Source organism: Amycolatopsis sp. NPDC021455, from assembly GCF_040640995.1.
Classification (GTDB): domain Bacteria; phylum Actinomycetota; class Actinomycetes; order Mycobacteriales; family Pseudonocardiaceae; genus Amycolatopsis.
Genome location: NZ_JBFACT010000020.1, coordinates 64,715 through 81,394, shown reverse-complemented (window position 1 = coordinate 81,394; position 16,680 = coordinate 64,715). Strand labels below are relative to the sequence as shown.

Annotated in this window: 14 protein-coding genes; 5 read left to right on the top strand and 9 right to left on the bottom strand. The window is 72.5% G+C overall.

The genetic code is table 11. The features are described from left to right. Positions 1 to 8 precede the first annotated feature (8 nt). On the top strand, positions 9 to 560 hold the full coding sequence (locus AB0G28_RS23000) for an HD domain-containing protein (RefSeq protein ID WP_361092263.1): 552 nt from the start codon (positions 9 to 11) through the stop codon (positions 558 to 560). On the opposite strand, the gene AB0G28_RS22995 is transcribed toward AB0G28_RS23000, so the two are convergent. Genes AB0G28_RS22995 through AB0G28_RS22980 form a run of 4 tightly spaced genes read right to left on the bottom strand, consistent with a single transcriptional unit; the run spans position 557 to position 5,668 of the window. Next, the gene (locus AB0G28_RS22995) at positions 557 to 3,544 is read right to left on the bottom strand and encodes a DUF1707 domain-containing protein (RefSeq protein ID WP_361092260.1); all 2,988 of its coding nucleotides are present in this window, start codon (positions 3,542 to 3,544) and stop codon (positions 557 to 559) included. The genes AB0G28_RS23000 and AB0G28_RS22995 overlap by 4 nt on opposite strands. A 41-nt stretch (positions 3,545 to 3,585) precedes the next feature. After that, positions 3,586 to 4,851: an RNA polymerase sigma factor gene (locus tag AB0G28_RS22990; protein ID WP_361092256.1), complete on the bottom strand. Its 1,266-nt coding sequence runs from the start codon at positions 4,849 to 4,851 to the stop codon at positions 3,586 to 3,588. A gap of 39 nt (positions 4,852 to 4,890) precedes the next feature. Beyond that, positions 4,891 to 5,238 (bottom strand): YciI family protein, encoded by a 348-nt coding sequence (locus AB0G28_RS22985; protein ID WP_361092253.1) that lies wholly within the window; start codon positions 5,236 to 5,238, stop codon positions 4,891 to 4,893. 4 nt (positions 5,239 to 5,242) lie between these two features. Then, on the bottom strand, positions 5,243 to 5,668 hold the full coding sequence (locus AB0G28_RS22980; protein ID WP_361092250.1) for a YciI family protein: 426 nt from the start codon (positions 5,666 to 5,668) through the stop codon (positions 5,243 to 5,245). A 146-nt stretch (positions 5,669 to 5,814) separates the two neighbouring features. Between AB0G28_RS22980 and AB0G28_RS22975 the strand changes: the two genes are divergently transcribed. From AB0G28_RS22975 to AB0G28_RS22960, 4 genes are read left to right on the top strand one after another with little or no spacing between them, the layout of a single operon-like run. Then, positions 5,815 to 6,798, top strand: a complete 984-nt coding sequence (locus AB0G28_RS22975; protein ID WP_361092247.1) for a small ribosomal subunit Rsm22 family protein — start codon at positions 5,815 to 5,817, stop codon at positions 6,796 to 6,798. Between the two features lie 22 nt (positions 6,799 to 6,820). Next, positions 6,821 to 7,402 (top strand): dihydrofolate reductase family protein, encoded by a 582-nt coding sequence (locus AB0G28_RS22970; protein WP_361092244.1) that lies wholly within the window; start codon positions 6,821 to 6,823, stop codon positions 7,400 to 7,402. A gap of 23 nt (positions 7,403 to 7,425) precedes the next feature. Next, positions 7,426 to 8,754: a HAMP domain-containing sensor histidine kinase gene (locus AB0G28_RS22965; protein ID WP_361092241.1), complete on the top strand. Its 1,329-nt coding sequence runs from the start codon at positions 7,426 to 7,428 to the stop codon at positions 8,752 to 8,754. 56 nt (positions 8,755 to 8,810) lie between these two features. After that, positions 8,811 to 10,127: a DUF2079 domain-containing protein gene (locus AB0G28_RS22960; RefSeq protein ID WP_361092238.1), complete on the top strand. Its 1,317-nt coding sequence runs from the start codon at positions 8,811 to 8,813 to the stop codon at positions 10,125 to 10,127. A gap of 129 nt (positions 10,128 to 10,256) precedes the next feature. Here AB0G28_RS22960 and AB0G28_RS22955 read toward each other — a convergent pair whose 3' ends face one another. The 5 genes from AB0G28_RS22955 to AB0G28_RS22935 form a co-directional block, all read right to left on the bottom strand. Next, on the bottom strand, positions 10,257 to 10,868 hold the full coding sequence (locus AB0G28_RS22955; RefSeq protein WP_361092235.1) for a DUF4232 domain-containing protein: 612 nt from the start codon (positions 10,866 to 10,868) through the stop codon (positions 10,257 to 10,259). Between the two features lie 127 nt (positions 10,869 to 10,995). After that, entirely contained in the window at positions 10,996 to 13,542 is a 2,547-nt protein-coding gene (locus AB0G28_RS22950; protein WP_361092232.1) for a CHAT domain-containing protein, read from the bottom strand. A gap of 431 nt (positions 13,543 to 13,973) precedes the next feature. Continuing rightward, complete coding sequence (locus AB0G28_RS22945; protein ID WP_361092229.1) at positions 13,974 to 14,459, bottom strand: hypothetical protein; 486 nt, start codon at positions 14,457 to 14,459, stop codon at positions 13,974 to 13,976. Beyond that, a complete protein-coding gene (locus tag AB0G28_RS22940) occupies positions 14,456 to 15,025 on the bottom strand; it encodes a sigma-70 family RNA polymerase sigma factor (protein WP_361092226.1) in 570 nt (189 codons plus the stop codon). The genes AB0G28_RS22945 and AB0G28_RS22940 overlap by 4 nt, the downstream gene beginning before the upstream one ends. A gap of 2 nt (positions 15,026 to 15,027) precedes the next feature. Continuing rightward, positions 15,028 to 16,653, bottom strand: coding sequence for a S8 family serine peptidase (locus AB0G28_RS22935; RefSeq protein WP_361092224.1), 1,626 nt, complete (start codon positions 16,651 to 16,653; stop codon positions 15,028 to 15,030). Positions 16,654 to 16,680 lie beyond the last annotated feature (27 nt).

Genomic DNA, 16,680 nt, shown 5'->3' with positions numbered 1-16,680 from the left:
TGGGCGGCATGACTGAGTCACTGGCGTCCTTCGGCTACGAGCTGGGCCTGCTCAAGCGCGTCCGGCGGTCGGGCTGGTGGCACGCGGGGGTCCGCGACCCGGAGTCGGTCGGCGAGCACAGCCTCCGCGCCGCGCAGCTGGCCGCACTGATCGCGGCGGAGGAAGGGGCGTCACCGGAGCGGGCGGCGTTCCTGGCGGTCTGGCACGACACGCAGGAGACGCGCACGGGTGACCTGCCGCTGACGGCGGTGGACTACCTGCGCAAGCCGGAGCCGCGGGAGATCACGGCCGACCAGACGGCCGCGCTGCCTCCGCGTTCGCGTGACGTGGTGCGCGAGGCCGTCGACGAGTACGAGACCCGCTCCTCGGCCGAAGCGCTGTGCGCGAAGGACGCCGACAAGCTGGAGATGCTGTTGCAGGCGCTGGAGTACCGGGACATCGGCGTGCGGCCGGTCGACGAATGGATCGAGTCCGCGCGGAAGGGGCTCAAGACCGAGACCGCGCGGAAGATCGCCGAAGCGGCGCTGACGTTGTCCCCGCTTTCCTGGCGGAGCCGCTAGGAAAGCGGGTGAACCGCCAACCCCCAGGCGTCCGCGGTCAGGCAGAGGATCAGGGTGCGGTCCGGGAGTGCGACAGCGCCGAGGAGGTCGGCTTCCAGAGCGAGCGGGCACGGCAGCTCGGAACCGTCGCGCAGGTCCCACATCGCCGTGTTCTCGTAGCCGACGGCGACGGCGACCGGGGTGCCGTCCGGCAGCGACGTGCACACCACGGCTTCTTTCGTGTGGGTCATGCCGGTGATGGTGTGGAGCGAGGTACCGCTCCGCAGGTCCCAGACGCGGGCCGTCTTGTCCCCGCTCACGGACACGGCGATCGGCGTGCCGTCGGGCAGCACCGTGGTGTCGATCGCCCTGATGGGGTGGGTGTGACCGCGCAGCTTGCCTTTCGTCTTCCCGTCCTTCAGGTTCAGCACCTTGATCAGGCCATCCCAGTCGGTCGCCAGCGCGAGCTGCGTCCCCTCGGGGAGCACCACGGGGTGAACCATGTCGAAGAAGTCGTCGAGCGAGGCGAAAGCGATCTTGCCGAGCTGCTTGCCGTCCCGCAGGTCCCACATCTCGATCGCCTCGGCCGTGTTGTGGATGACCGCGACCGGAGTGCCGTCGGCCAGCGACAGGCAACGCACGCCCTGCGGCCCGCGGCCGCATTTCACCGGCGAGCCGCGCAGCGAGCCGTCGGTCAGGTCCCATACCCTCGCCGTCCGGTCCTCGCTGACCGTCACCGCCACCGGGACGCCGTCCGGCAGGACCATGGCCGCGACCCCGACCACGTCGTTGGTGTGCCCTCTGAGCGTGTACCGCAGCGAGCCGTCGGACAGGCCCCACACCTTCGCGGTGTTGTCCCGGCCGCCGGTGATCGCCACCGGGCTGCCGTCCGGCAGGACCAGGCCCGTCATGGCGAGGAGGCCACCCTTGTGCTCACCCTGCACCCGTTTGATCGGCGCCTTCGCCCCTCTGGCGACCGGCTTTACTTTTGCCGGCTTCACCTTTACCGGCGCCGGTCCCCGATCCGGCTCCAGGGCCAGCCGCTGAACCCCCAGCGAGGAGTAGTCGTCGGCCAGGCCCACGATCAAGGTGTGGTCCGGAAGTGCGAGAGCGCCGAGGGTGCCGCCCCGCAGGGCGCGCCGGTACGGCAGGACGGCACCGTCCCGCAGGTCCCACGCCATCGTGTTCTCTTCCAAGTCGGAAGCGACCACGACCGGGGTGCCGTCCGCCAGGGACGTGCACACGACGGCCTCCTTGGCATGGACCATGCCGGCGATGGTGTGGACCAGGGTGCGGCGCCGCAGGTCCCAGACGCGGACCGTCTTGTCGGTGCTCGCGGACACGGCGACCGGGGTGCCGTCGGGGAGCACCGCGGTGTCGATCGAGCTGACCCGTTCGGTGTGGCCGGTCAGCCGGAACCGCGTCTTTCCGGACTTCAGGTGCACCGCCGTGATGTTCCCGTCCCAGTCCGAGGTCAGCACGACCGGCGTGCCGTCGGGGAGCACCACCGGGACCGCTTTTTCGAACGTGGAGTCGTAGGAAACGTCGTGGAGCCGCTTGTTGTCTCGCAGGTCCCACGTCTGGATCTTGTCGATCCCGGCGTGGGTGACCGCGACCGGAGTGCCATCGGCCAGGCGCAAGCACCACACCGCGCACCCGTGGTCGGCCAGTTTCAGCGGTACCCCGCGCTGCGATCCGTCACGGAGGTCCCACACCCTCGCTGTCCGGTCCGCACTGACGGTCACCGCGACGGGCACACCGTCCGGTAGCACCATGGCCGAAACACCCCGCACGTCGTGAGTGTGCCCGCTGAGCGTGTGCCGCAGCGAGTCGTCCGTGAGGTCCCAAACCTTCGCGGTGTTGTCGCAGCCGCCGCTGATCGCCACCGGGGTGCCGCCGGGCAGCACCAGAGCCGTCACTGACGCGAGGCCGCCCTCGTGCTCGCCCAGCAACCGCTTGCGCGGCGGCGTCTTCTTCCGCCGGGCAACCGGCGCCGGTTCGGCAGGCACCGGTTCCACGACCGGACGAAACAGATCCACGGGCGGAGGAGCGTCGATCTCGGCAATGGCCGCCGTCGTGGTGCGGCGGGCCCACACCACGAGCGCGACGAACACGACCGCCCACACCGACCCCACCACGATCGCCGGTGCGGTGAAACCCAGCATGCCCAAGACGATCACGATGCCGACCATGGGGACCATGCCGACCGCGGCGACCACGGCGGCGGTCATGCCTGCTCGGAACGACGGCTTCCGCGGGGGAAGGTCGATCGGCGGCGCCGGCGGCAACGAAGTCAGTGGCGCGCGCGGGCCCGGGGACGGCAGGTCCGCCACCACCCTCGCCAGCTCGTCACGCAACCGCGCCGCGTACACCGCACGCACCCGCTCGTCGAACTCGGGCAGCTCGAGCAGACCCGCCTCGACGGCGTCGTGCAGCTGCGCGACAACGGCTTCCCGGTCGGCGTGCGACGCGCGCGGCGAACGCGCCGGGCCCGCACCCGCGGGCAAATCGGCCACCAGCGCCTCGAGCTGAGCATCAGTCGCCGCCCGCCGGACGGCGGCCACCCGGTCATGCCGCTCGGCCGGATCCAGCAGCCCACCCGCGACCGCGGCCTCGATCCGCGCGATGGCCTGGTCGCGTTCGGCGTGGCTCGCCTTGGCGTCCAGGTTGCCGACGACGGCGTCGACATCGGCGTACGTGACGGCTCGGTTCAGCAGTACCTCGGCGTCGGCGTAAGCGCTTGCTGAAAGCCGCCCGTCGGTCAAGGCGTCGGCCAGCAGGACCAACGCCCGCTCGCGGTCCGCCGCGGAGATCCGGGCGGGCAGATCGGCGATCGCCGGTGTCAGGTCCTTGCGCACGCGGGCGGCCTGGACGACCACCACCCGCCGCTCGTACTCGGCCAGATCGATCCGGCCTTCCCGCAACGCCTTGTCCAGCTTGCCGGTGGCCTCCGCGCGGGCCTCGTGTCCGATCCGGACGTCCGCGCGAGGTGCTCTGCCTGCCATCGCGGGAGCATAGCGAGCCAGACCACGCCGTTGGCGCGGTTTTAGCGACCCACCGCCGTCGCGCGGTCCAGCAGCAGCGCGCGCTCGCGGGCGTTCTCCGTCATCTTCGCCGCCCGCAGGAACTCCTGCTCGGCCTCCTCCAGCCGGCCCAGTTTCTGCAGGAGGTCACCGCGGACGCTCGGGAGCAGGTGGTACTCCTTCAACGCCGGGTCGTCCGCGACCGCGTCGACGACCTCCAGGCCCGCCGCCGGGCCGTACGCCATCGCCACCGCGACCCCGCGGTTCAGCTCGATCACCGGGGACGGCTGGAGCTTGCCGAGACCTTCGTAGAGCGCCGCGATCCGGGCCCAGTCCGTCTCGCCGGCCGTGCGGGCCCTCGCGTGGCAGGCCGCGATCTCCGCCTGGGCGGAGTACGGCCCGTACGCGCCTTCGGCCAGCTGCGCCGACAGGGCCAGCGCCGCGAGGCCGTGCTGGATCAGCAGCCGGTCCCAGCGGGAACGGTCCTGGTCCAGCAGCAGCACCGGCTCGCCGTTCGGGCCCGTGCGGGCCTTCGCGCGGGACGCCTGGAGCTCCATCAGCGCGACCAGGCCGTGGACCTCCGGCTCGCCCGGCATCAGCCCGGCGAGCACGCGGCCGAGCCGCATCGCCTCCTCGCACAGCGCCGGCCGCATCCAGTCGTCGCCGCGGGTGGCCGAGTAACCCTCGTTGAACACCAGGTAGATCACTTCGAGCACGGACGACAGCCGCGCGATCCGCTCCTCGCCCTCCGGCACCTCGAAGGGCACCTTCGCCGCGGCGAGGGCCTTCTTCGCCCGGACGATCCGCTGCGCGATCGTCGATTCGCGGACCAGGAAGGCGCGCGCGATCTCGTCGGTGGTCAGGCCGCCGAGCATGCGCAGCGTCAGCGCGACCCGCGCCTGCGTGTTCAGCACCGGGTGGCAGGCGACGAACAGCAGGCGCAGGACGTCGTCCTCGATGTGGTCGTCGAGCGCGGCGTCGAAGTCGGGCAGCACGCCCTCGCCGAGCTGCTGGTCGCGCCCGACCTCCTCGAGCTTCTCCGCGTACCGCTCGTTGCGGCGGAACTGGTCGACCGCGCGGCGCTTGGCGATGGTCATCAGCCACGCGCCGGGGTTGCGCGGCACGCCGGACTCCGGCCACTGCTCCAGCGCCGCGACCAGGGCGTCCTGGGCCAGTTCCTCGGCGAGACCGACGTCGCCGCGGGCCATCCGGGCCAGGCCCGCGATGAGCCGCGGCGCCTCGATCCGCCAGACCGTTTCGACCGTTCTGTGGGCGTCCGCAACCGTCACCCGGCCATCAGACAGGGTGATCCGGCGCGGTGCAACCCACTACTCGTCGATCGGGCGGATCTCCAACACCCCGCGCGGCGCGTCGAAGCACGGCGCGCGCTTCATCACCTCGACGACGTCTTCCAGCGATTCGCCGTTCAGCAGCCAGACCCCGGCGATCAGCTCCTTCGTCTCCGCGAACGGCCCGTCGATGACCTTCGGTTCCGCGTGGCCTTCGAACAGGACGCGCGCGCCCTCCGAACTCGGCGTGAGCCCTTCGGCGAACACGATCCGGCCCTCGGCGTGCAGCTGGTCGTTGAACCGCGCCATCGTGGCCAGTTCCTCGGCGCTGGGCCCGATCCCGGCCTCGGAGTCGGCGTTGGCCTTCACCATCACCAGGAACCGCACGGCGTCACGCCTCCCCGGCGGACTGCGCCCGCAGCCGGCCTTCCATCGCTTCGATTTCCGGCGTCATGTTGTCGAAGTCCGACGCCTCCGCGACGCGCCGGATCTCGACGACGCCGGCCTGGCCGTCGGGGTTGGGCATCCGCTTGATCCACTCGATGCACTCCTCGCGGTCGCGGCACTGGAGGATCCAGAACCCGCCGACGAGCTCCTTCGTCTCGGCGAACGGGCCGTCGACGACCTTGGGCTCTTCGGTGCTCGAGAAGACGATCCGCGCGCCCTGCGAGCTCGGCGTGAGGCCCTCGCCCGCCAGCAGCACCCCGGCCTTGACCAGCTCTTCGTTGAACTTCGCCATCTCGGTCAGCAGTTCCGCGCTGGGGCCCTTGCCCGCTTCGGAATCCTCGTTGGCCTTGACGATCACCATGAACCGCACAGCGGTCTCCTTTCGCTCGCTCTCGCCTACGCGTCGAACGGCCACACGCCGGATCGACAGCCGCCGCCAAAAACTTTTCGCGCCGGAAACTAGCAGCTCAGGGTCGCCCCGGTGGGGACAATCCGGACAGGGGAGAATCAGCGGCCGTGGCGGTTCTCCCCGACGACCTTTCCTCCGCGCTCGACGAAGAGCTGGCCAGGCACCCCGTGGCCCGGCTGGCGCAGTCCGTCGACCGGCTCAGCACGCGCTACCGCCAAGGTGACGCGGCGACTTCGCCGATCCTGAGTTCCGAAGCCGACGTCGCCGCGTACGCCGGCTACCGCATGCCGGCGACCTACGCGGCGGTACACGCTGTGCTCGCCGAAGCCGCTTCACGCGCTCCCGGCTTCGAGCCGCGTACGCAGATCGACGTCGGCGGCGGCACCGGGGCGGCGGTGTGGGCGGCCGCGGCCGTGTGGCCGTCGCTGGCGAAGTGCACGGTGCTGGAGCAGGTCGCCGGCGCGATCGGGCTCGGCAAGCGGCTCGCCGCGGGAGCCGGCCTCGCGGCGGTGCGGGACACGGAGTGGCGACGCGGGTTCGTCGACCCGGCGGCGCCGTCGCCGGAGGCCGACCTCGTCACGCTGTCGTACGTGCTCGGCGAGCTGCCGGACGCCACGCGTGCCGACGTCGTGCGCTGGCTGGCGGGCGCGGCCGGCACGGTCGCCCTGATCGAGCCGGGCACTCCCGCGGGGTACGAGCGCATCCGCGCCGCCCGCGCCCAGCTGGTCGAGCTGGGCCTGAGCGTGGTCGCGCCGTGCCCGCACGACGCCGCGTGCCCGATCGTGCCCGGCGAGGACTGGTGCCACTTCGCCGCGCGGCTCCCGCGGTCGGGCCTGCACCGGCGGCTGAAGGCGGGCACGCTCGGGTTCGAGGACGAGAAGTTCGCGTACGTCGTCGCCTCGCGGACCGAGCCGGAGCGGCCCGAAGCGCGGATCATCCGGCACCCGAAGAAGCACAAGGGCTGGGTCGCGCTGGACCTCTGCACGGCTTCCGAAGGGCTGAAGCCGGGAGTGGCGGTTTCGAAGAAGCAGGGCCCGCGCTACCGGGCGGCCCGGGACGCCGAATGGGGCGACGGCTGGTCTTCCGCCTGATCCACTGGCAGGGTGACGCCCCATGGGGAGAGTCATCGCGGAGATCAGCATGTCGGCGGACGGCATCGTGGCCGGCCCGGACACCAGCACCGAGCACCGCCTCGGCCGGGACGGCGATCTGCTGCACGAGTGGATGTTCGAGGGCACGGAGGCCGACGCGGAGGTCGCGGCCCGGCTGTTCGACGGCGCCGGCGCGTTCGTGCTCGGCCGGTCGATGTTCGACATGGGCGTCGACCCGTGGGGCGAGGACGGCACGTTCAAGAAGCCGTGTTTCGTGGTCACGCACCGGCCGGCCGAGCCGGTGGTGAAGGGCCCGACGACGTTCACTTTCGTCACCGACGGCCCGGAAAGCGCCCTGCGGCAGGCGAAAGCCGCGGCAGGCGGGGAGAACGTGGTCGTCATGGGCGGCGGCACGACCATGCGGCAGTTCCTGCGGGCCGGGCTGGTCGACGAGCTGCGCCTGCACGTGGTCCCGCTGCTGTTCGGCGCCGGCGTCCGGCTGTTCGACGGTCCGGTGGGCGACCACGTCCGGCTGGAACACGCGGCCGTGACGGAGACGCCGAACGCCACCCACCTGACCTACCGGGTGCTGCCGCCGGCCTGAGGGGCCCGATCTATCTTCTGCGGATGGCCCGGTTCTTGCCCCGGTCGACCCGGGTGCGGGTCGCCCTCTTCGCCGCGCTCGCCTCCGCGCTCCTTCTCGGGCTCGGTTCGTACTGGTTCGTCCAAGCCCTGCGAAGCGGCCTCGAGAACAGCGCGCGGGCCTTGGCGAGCGACAAGGTCTACGCCGTGCTCGCCCTGCTCAACTCCGGTGTCGCGCCCGCCGACGTGCCCAAGCAGCTGGACAAGGGCGGCGGGTACATGATCAGCCGGGACGAGGTGAACCGCTGCTCGACCGGCCTCCCGTCCGTGCCGTTCGAGGGCCGCGCCCAGGTGTTCTCGCCGGACTGCGTCATCGCCCTGCCCTACGGCTTGACGGACCAGGTGTACGTCGGCTCGCCCACGGCGGACCGGCGGTACTTCGTCGACGCGGCCGAGTTCCTCGATCCCGTCGGCCTCCAGACCGTCGACACCGCCCAGCGGATCCTCTGGGGTGGCGTGCCCGCGGCGGCCCTGTTCATCGGCGGGGTGGCCTGGTTCGCCGTGCGGCGGTCGCTGCGCGCGGTCGGGGCCATCCGGGCCGAGGTGGACGGCGTCCGCGCGGCCGACCTCGGCCGCCGCGTCCCGGTGCCCGACTCCGGTGACGAGATCACCGAACTCGCCGTGACGATGAACGAGATGCTCGCGCGGCTCGACCGGTCCGTGCGGCGGCAGAGCCAGTTCACCGCGGACGCGTCGCACGAGCTGCGGACGCCGCTGGCGTCGATGCGCACCCAGCTCGAGGTGCAGCTCGCCCACCCGGACCGGCTCGACTGGCGGCGCAGCTTCGAAAACGCCGTGCTCGACGTGACGCGGCTGGAGGCGCTGGCCGGCGATCTGTTGCTGCTCAGCAAGCTGGACGCGGACCAGCACGCGCGGCACGACCCGGTCGATCTCGCTGACCTCGTGACCCGGCACGCCGCCACGCGGCTTCCCCGGGACGGCGTCGAAGTGACCGTCGGAATCGAGGCCGCGCCGGTGGTCCCCGGCCACGCGGGACGGCTGGAGCGCGTCCTGCGCAACCTCGTCGACAACGCCGAGCGGCACGCGAAGAGCCGCGTGACGATCACGCTCGCCGCGTCCGGCGACCAAGCCGTCCTGAGCGTCCAGGACGACGGCCCCGGCATCCCGGCCGAGGACCGCGAACGCGTCTTCGACCGCTTCGTGCGGCTCGACGACGACCGTGCCCGCGAAGACGGCGGATCCGGGCTGGGCCTGGCGATCGCCGCGGAGATCGCGCGGACGCACGGCGGCACGCTGAGCATCGCCGACAGCGTGTCCGGCGCCCGCCTGGAACTCCGCCTGCCGCTTGCCTGAAGACTTCTTCAGCTCGCTTAAGCTTCCGTTCAGCGTGGCCGCCCGAGCATCCCGCCATGCTGATCGATCTCGCGCCCTCCCCCGCGCGCACGCGCGAAACCCGCGCGATCCCCTACGTCGTCGCCGCGATCGCCTTCGCCGGATATGCCGCGTGGTCGCTCCAGCGGCTCCGGACCTTCGACTCCAGCGGGTTCGACCTGGGGATCTTCGAGCAGGCGGTGCGGTCGTACGCGCACGGGCGGTGGCCGGTGTCGGACCTGCTCGGCGCGGACTTCCCGACGCTCGGCGATCACTTCCACCCGATCCTCGCGCTGCTGGCGCCGTTCTACCTGCTCTGGCCGTCGCCGGGCTGCCTGCTGGTCGCGCAGGCCCTGCTGTTCGCGGTCTCCGCCGTGCCGGTGACGCGGTGCGCGGTCGAACTGCTGGGTGCGCGACGGGGTGCGGTCGTCGGTGCCGGGTACGTGCTGTCGTGGGGGCTGCTGTCCGCGGTCAACTTCGACTTCCACGAGGTCTGCTTCGCCGTCCCCATGCTGGCCTTCGCCACCGAACACCTGCTGCGCGAGCGGTGGCGGGCCGCGGTCTGGTGCGCGCTGCCGCTGGTGCTGGTCAAGGAGGACCTGCCGCTGACGCTCGCCGCCGTCGGCGTGGTGCTCGTGCTCAACCGGCAACGGCGGCTCGGCTGGACGGTGATCGTCTTCGGCGTCGTCACTTCCGCCGTGCTGTTCCTGGTCGTGTTGCCGGCGCTGAACCCGGCCGGCGCGTACGCGCACAACGGCGGCTTCAACCCCTTCGGCGGGGCGATCGTCAAGGTTTCCATGCTGCTGGCCCTGCTCGCGCCGACGGCGTTCGCGGCCCTGCGGTCGCCGCTGCTGATCCTGGCCGTGCCGACGCTGCTGTGGCGGCTGGTCTCGGCGAACGACCGCTACTGGGGCATGGGTTACCACTACAGCGCGGTGCTGATGCCGATCGTGTTCATCGCCGGCGTCCACGGCGCCCGGCGGCTCGGGCGGTGGCTGCCGGCGTGTGCCCTGGTGCTCGGGCTGGGGTCGTTCGGCCTTCAGGTGGCGCACCTGACCAGCGGCGTCTGGACGCCCGCGCAGCGGGACGGCATCGACGCCGTGCTGGCCCGGATCCCGGACGGCGCGACGGTCATGGCGTCCAACCGGCTGGCCCCGCGCCTGACGTCCCGCTGCACGGTGCTGTTCTTCGACGGCGTGTCGCCGCTGCGGCCGGAGTGGGTGGTCGTCGCGAACCCGGAACAGTCGTGGCCGACCACGCTGGCCACGAAGGCGGCGGCGCTGGCGGACCTGGAGAACACGGGATACCTGCGCGTCGACGGGACGGACTCCGTCGTGCTGCTCCACCGTGAGTAGGAAACTCGCAGCGGTAACCGGCCAGTCGGGGGGCGTGCCGGCCGGTTACCGCCGCACCGAGGAAGAGGGGACCCCGCGCCAGGAATGACGCGCGGCCCGATGCTTCACTCGATCGAGTGACGGGGAGGGTCAGGCCGGGTCGGCGAGGATGCCGTTGACCCAGCTGCCCGGGTGGGTCGCCGCGTCCTGGCGGAGCACCGGCAGGTTCGCCGGCCAGTCCGCGGTCAGCGCCGACGTCTGCCCGGCCGGGATGGTCTTCAGCTTCGACGGCGTCCACGCCTTCGCCCCGGCGGCGGGCTTCAGGACCGTGATCGTCGCCGAAGCCGTCGTCCCGGGGGTGACCTCGTTGTCCTTGACGCCGTTGTCCACCCGCGGCAGGTGGTAGACCGGGCCGAACGTCGGGTCGTCCGGGCCGATCAGGTCGACGCCCGGCACGCCGTACAGGCCGCAGGTGCGCTTCGAGATGTTCTTGTAGGTCAGCGGGACTTCGAACTGGCCCGGCGCGTCGCTCTTCTCGGCGGGCTTGCCCAGCGAGACCGAGAGGTCCGCCGTCGCGCAGCGAGGGGTCTTCGTCGCGGCGGGAGCGGCGACGGCGGGAGCGGCGGCCTGGCCGGCGGCGGCAGCGGCCGGGGTACCCGAGTCCGGCGAGCCCGCGGCGGTTCCGCCGGAGGTTCCGCACGCCGCCAGCGCGAAGACCCCCGCGACCGCCGTGACACCGATCGAAATGCGCTTCCCGAGCATGCCGTTCCTCCCTGCGCCGAAATGATCGAAACTCGCCAGGAAAGATGCCCGGGGCACCCCCGGGGATGCGCCGCCATGGGGTCGATCACCCGGAAGCAACCCCGGCGGGCCCGGGACGTCGAAAGAATCAGCTGCGGCCGAAGCAGACGAACGGCATCAGCGGTTCCGCCCGCGCCGCGTCGGCCAAGGCACGCGCAGGGGGCGTGCCCGCCGACAGGGCCCGGTGGAACGCCAGCATCACGCCGCCCGCGGTGCGGTCGTCGACCCGCGCCACGCTCGAGACCACCGTGCGGCTCCCGCCGTAGAGCAGCGCCGCCGTGAACCCGAGGACCTCGTCGCCGGCACGGACCACTGCCTGGCCGACGTCGCACGAGGACAGCACCACCTGCTCCGGCGCCGTCGCGAGCTGCTGGACGTCGTAGGCCATCAGCGGCCCGTCGGCCAGGTTGAGCCGGGAGAAGAGCACGTTCTCGTGCTCGTGGTGGCCGTGCGCGGCGAAGTGCGCCAAGCGGCAGCCGTCGAACGCCTTGAGCGTCGCCGCGACCGTCGCGTCCGGGCCGGTCAGCACCTCGGCCTCCGGGTACAGCGGGGCCAGCAGGGCGACCTCGGCTTCCGCGTGCCGCAGGTCCGAGCCCGCGACGAGCAGGGGCGCGCCGGCGGCCCGGCGGGGACGGCGGCCCGCGTCGAGCCAGGCCGACGACGACGGCGTGACCGTCACCGGGCGGCCGTGCAACGTCGGCAGCAGCCCCCACGGGATCGCCGAAAGCGCGCCGGTCGGCACGACGACGACGTCGAGGTCGCCGAGCCGGTCCGCCAGCGGCGCCAGCAGGATCGCGTCGAGCGCGGTCACCTGCGTCCGCACGGACCGGCGGATGACCTGGTCGAGCCGCGCCGGCAGCTGCCGTCCGCACAACGCGTCGAGGTCGCTGTGCAGCCGCGCGACCGGCTCCGCGACGGCCTCCGCCGGACCCAGCTCGACCAGCGCGACGCGGTGATCGGCGATCACTTGCGCGCACAACGCGCCGTGGTCGGCGAGGAAACACACCATCGCGCTGCCCGTGTCCGCCAGCTCGTCGCCGATCTCGCCGAGCTTCGCCTCGGGGTGGTCCGCGTCGGTGCCTTCGGCCTGCCAGCCCTTGGCGCGGATTTCCCGTTCCAGCGCGGCACAGCGCTTCACGGCCTGGGAGTCCGGCTTGCCGGCCAGCTCGCCCGAGCGGATCTGCATCGACAGGTACCGCAGCTCGGCGACGGCGTCGACGGTCTCCGGGTGCGCGGGCGGGCGCACCGGCCGGAACCGGAACGCCTGCGCGCGCGAGCGGTCGAGCCAGCGGAACACGACCCCGGGCGAGCGCTGCGCCATGGCCGCGGCCAGACCGGCGTCGGCGAGTTCCTTGCCCAGTGACGTCGTCCCGGTCTGCAGGTCGACGCTGCCGAACCGGCTGCGGTGGCGCTGCAGCTGCGTCAATCCCGCGCGCGCGTTGGCGAAGGTGACGCGCCGGTGGCCGCTCGCGGCACCGAGCTCGGCCAGCGCGAGCCGCCGCACCAGGCGGTTCTCCAGCGGCGCGGTCCGGCGGTCGCGCGGCGCGATGCCGGCGCGGGCGCCGTCCAGGTCGCCCAGGACGATCCGGGCCCGCGCGGCCAGCAGCGCCGCGATTTCCGCGTCGTTGCGCAGGCCCAGCCCGGTGAGCCGATCGGCCAGCGCGGTCGCCTCGGCGGCGACGCGGGCGATCCGCCGTCCGGCCGCGAAGTCCGCGCGCAGCACGGTCAGCTGCGCCACCGCCGCCCAGGTTTCGTTGCCCCGACGGCGAAAGCGGCGTTCGGCCCGCACCGCCCAGCTCCGCGCGGTCGACGGCTCGCCGCCCGCCAGCGCCGCGAGCGCCCTGGTCAGCTCGGCCTCGGCGTGTTCCTGGTTCATCCGCAGCCGCGGGAACTGCTCGAGCGCCGCGTCGAGTTCGGCGGCGGCCTCCTGCGGCAGCCCGGCGGCGAGCAGCGCCCGTGCCTTGTCGACGGCCAGCACGGGCAGCATCCCGACGCTCTGCTCGGCGTAGAACCCGCTCGCCGCGTCGAAGTCCCTGAGCGCGCCCGGGATGTCACCGGTGAGGACACGCGCCTGGCCGCGGCCGTGGGCGGCCTTGGCGAAGATCCTGGCCAGGCCTTCTTCTTCGGCTTGGCCGGCCCCGATCTGCTCGCACTGGTCGAGGTCGGCGAGCGCGAGCCGGACGCGTCCGGCGTACTGGTGCAGCATCGCGCGGTTGAGCAGCGTCCTGGCGAGCACGACGAACTCGCCGGCCTGCCGCAGCAGCGGGATCGCCTCGTCGAAGCACACGAGCGCTTCGTCCATCCGGCCGATCAGGATGAGCACGAGACCCCGTTGCTGGCGCAGGATCCCGCGCCCGGCGTCCGACACGAGGAGCTCGGCCTCGTCGAGCAAAGCCAGCCCGCGGGCGCTGTTGCCCAGCGCCGTTTCGACGGCCGCATACGTCCCGAGCACGCGCGTCGCGAGGTCAGGCCAGGACGGCCAATCCGGCGGGGGTTTCCCGGCGGGCAGGCCCAGAAGCCGCGCGGCCGAGCGGATCAGCCGCCCGCCGACCACCGGCTGCCCGTCGTTGGTCGCCGCGACCGCCCGCCGGTGCAGGTCGCGGACCCGGTCTTCGACCTTGGGAGACGCGACCAAGGGCTGACCTTCCGGCCGGGGCCGTCCCCCTCGGCCGAGAAGGACGTCCCGGATGGTACCTCCGGGCCGGTGGTGTCAGGGAGTTCCCGAAGGACACGCGGGGTTGCGGCCGTGGTCCGGGAGGTCGCGAATGACTCATTCGCGACCTCCCACGTCCCGAATGAGGTTTTCTCACTGGCGGGCTGCGTGGGTCGGCGTGGCAGGCCACTCCGCCGGCTGCGACCCGCTCATGTCTTGAACGAGTCGTTCAGGACTTGGGGTGTCCTGAACGACTCGTTCAAGACACCCGCAGCCCCGCAGCCCCGCGGGATTCACGGCTACCGCCGGCCACAGGAGCTCGCCGGGTGCAGGTAGACATCGACGCTACTGAGAAAACCTCAATGAGTCATTCGCGACGCAGGCGGCCGGCCCGCCTCCCCAAGGGGTCCGGGCTACAGCTCGATGGCCGGCGTGCTCACCGTCCTCGACGTCCCGAGCGTGCGCACCAGCACCTGCACCATCCCGTGCGGGACGCCGCTGACAGCGAACCGCCCCTCCGCGTCCGAGGTGGTCGTCAAGGTGCCGTTCCTGGTGCGCACCTCGATCGGGTGCTCGGCCGGCGGGGTGAGCCAGCCGTCCAGGCGGATCGACCCGCCGGGCTCGGGGCTCACGTTCACCATGATGGTGAGGCTTTCGCTGTCGAACGTGATGAGCCTGCCCTGCTCGGCGGCACTCCGGGCGGTGGCCAGGCCCTCCTGTTCGCGGATCCGCATCACTTCCAGGTCGACGTCCTCCAGCTGGATCGCGAACCGGATCTGGTCCACCAGCGTGGCGGGCATCGGGTCGGCGTCTTCCCACAGCTCGCGCACTCCCGCCAGCAGCCGGAAGTCGAGCTCGTCCAGGGGCTCGTCAGCGCCTGGTGGTTCGACGGTGGTCACAGCCAATCTCCTTCGCCGTTGGCGAGTAGCTGTTCGCGCAGGCGCGCGAGGCAGCGTCCCCTGGTCGGGCCGATACTCCCCCTCGGCATCCCCAGCCGGGCGCCGACTTCGGCGTAGTCCGGCCGGTGCACGAACGCCACGATCCGCAGCAGGCGGCGGCAGCGTTCGGGCAGGTTGTCGACCGCGCGCCACAACCGCGCGCGCTGGTCGTCGCGCAGCACCCCCTCCTCGGGTGCCGGTGACGATTCGACGAGCCGCTCCGGAAGCTCCGGCAGCGGCCGTTCGGCCTGGCGTTTTTCCCCAGTCCGCCAGGCTTCCCGCTTGGTGACGGTGATCAGCCAGCCGGTCAGCGCGACCGGCGAGCGGATCTCCGCGAACGAGCCGAGCAGGCGCAGCCACGTCGTCTGCACGACGTCACCCGCCTGGTCGACGTCCAGGCCCTGGTCACGCGCCACCTGCCAGAGCAGCGGCGTGAGCAGGACGACCAGTTCGTCCAGCGCCGCGCGGTCGCCCTCCCGCGCGGCGCCGAACAGGGCCGCGACGCGGCCGTGGTCGGTCTTGGCCACGTTCACAATGAGCCCAGCGCGGTCCAGGCGCGCTTGACGACCGTGTCGCGGTCGACCGTGGCCAGGTCACCGGACTGCAGCAGGGCCTTGCCGAGTTCGGCGGCGGCGAGCGGCGCGGCGAACGACGTCCCGTCCCAGACCGCGAACCCGGCGCTGAAGTCGTCGGGGTCGAACGAGCTGCGGCCGTGGTCGGGCACCTCGTGGTCGGCGGCCGCGGTGCCGCGGACGTCGGTCGGGTACGTGCTGACGACACCCGCGCCGGTCGCCCAGCAGCGCACCCACGGGCCTTCGTTGGAGAACAGCGCCTTGCTGGTGGTGACGTCGGGGTTGAGCGCGCCGACGCTGATCACCCGCGGGCCGCAGCCGCCGCCGAGCGGCTGGTCGGCGAAGGCCGCCGGGTAGAAGCGGCGGGTGGTGGCGTCGTTGCCCGCGGCGGCGACGACGAGCACGCCGAGGCCGAGCAGCTCCGCGATGGCCGTGCCGAACTGGCCGGTGTAGGCGATGTCCGCCGGGTTCTCCTCGTAGTAGCCCAGTGACAGCGAAACGATGTCGACCATGTGCTCCGGCCGGTTGTTCGCCTGGGCGTCGCGGACGCGGTCGGCCAGCAGGTGCAGGGCGAGCAGCACGTCGGCCTCGTACGCGACGCCGTCGCTGTGCACGACGCGGATCGCGAGGGTGTCGGCCTCGGGGCACGCCTGCCGGATGATGCCGGCGATGAACAGGCCGTGCCCGGTGTCGGTGTCGATGTCGCCGATCAGCGGCTGGCCGGTCGTCGGCGCGTCCCAGTAGTCCGTCAGCAGCTGGGTGTGCACTGTGTTCCCGGTCGCGAGCTCGGCCTGCAGGATCGCCGCCTGGATGTCCGGTGCGACGGTGAGCCCCGTGCCGGCCGGCGGCGGCCCGCTGCGGTCGGCCAGCCCGAACCACGGGTGCGGGCCGATGCCGGTGTCCAGCACGGCGATCACCGGCCGCCGGTGGCCGGGCTTCTGGCTGCGGTAGGGCGGGGCCGCGGCGAGCGTCACCGGGATCCGGTTGGCGCCGCGCGTGCGCCCGTAGGAGCTGCCCGCGCCGAACCCGCTGGTCTCCCACGGCGTGCCGCCGAGGCCGCTGGTCTCCCACGGCACCCCGCCGAACACCGGCGTGGTGAAGAGCAGGTGCTCGGGCGACATCCGCGCGACGACGTCCGGGTCGACCTCGGGCCGCTCACCGGACGCGGCGGCCCGCAGCAGCTGCAGCGCCTTCCAGCAGTCGACGACGACGGGGTCGGAGTCCTCGCGGACGTGCAGCAGCGCACGGACCGGGAGCTCTTCGAACTGCCGCGCGCGGGAGGATTCCTTGCCGTCGCGACCTGCGGGCTCGCAGTAGAGACCGATGCGGGCGAGCACGCCGTTGATCGCGGCCAGGGTTTCCTGGTCGCGCAGGTACTTCTGGGGAATGAGGAACACGCCCGGCCGGTACACGGTCGTGCGCGGGACCGGCTGCCCGGCCGCGACGACGGCCGTCGCCGGGTCGAGCACGCGTGCGCCGTGCCGGTCGAGCAACTGCCGGGGCGGGGACGGGAGCTCGTTGAGCGTGCTCGCGTCCTCCACGGCCACTTCCGAGGTCTCGTCCCGCACGAACCTGACGACCATCCGGTCCACCCTCCTACTGCCCCCGTC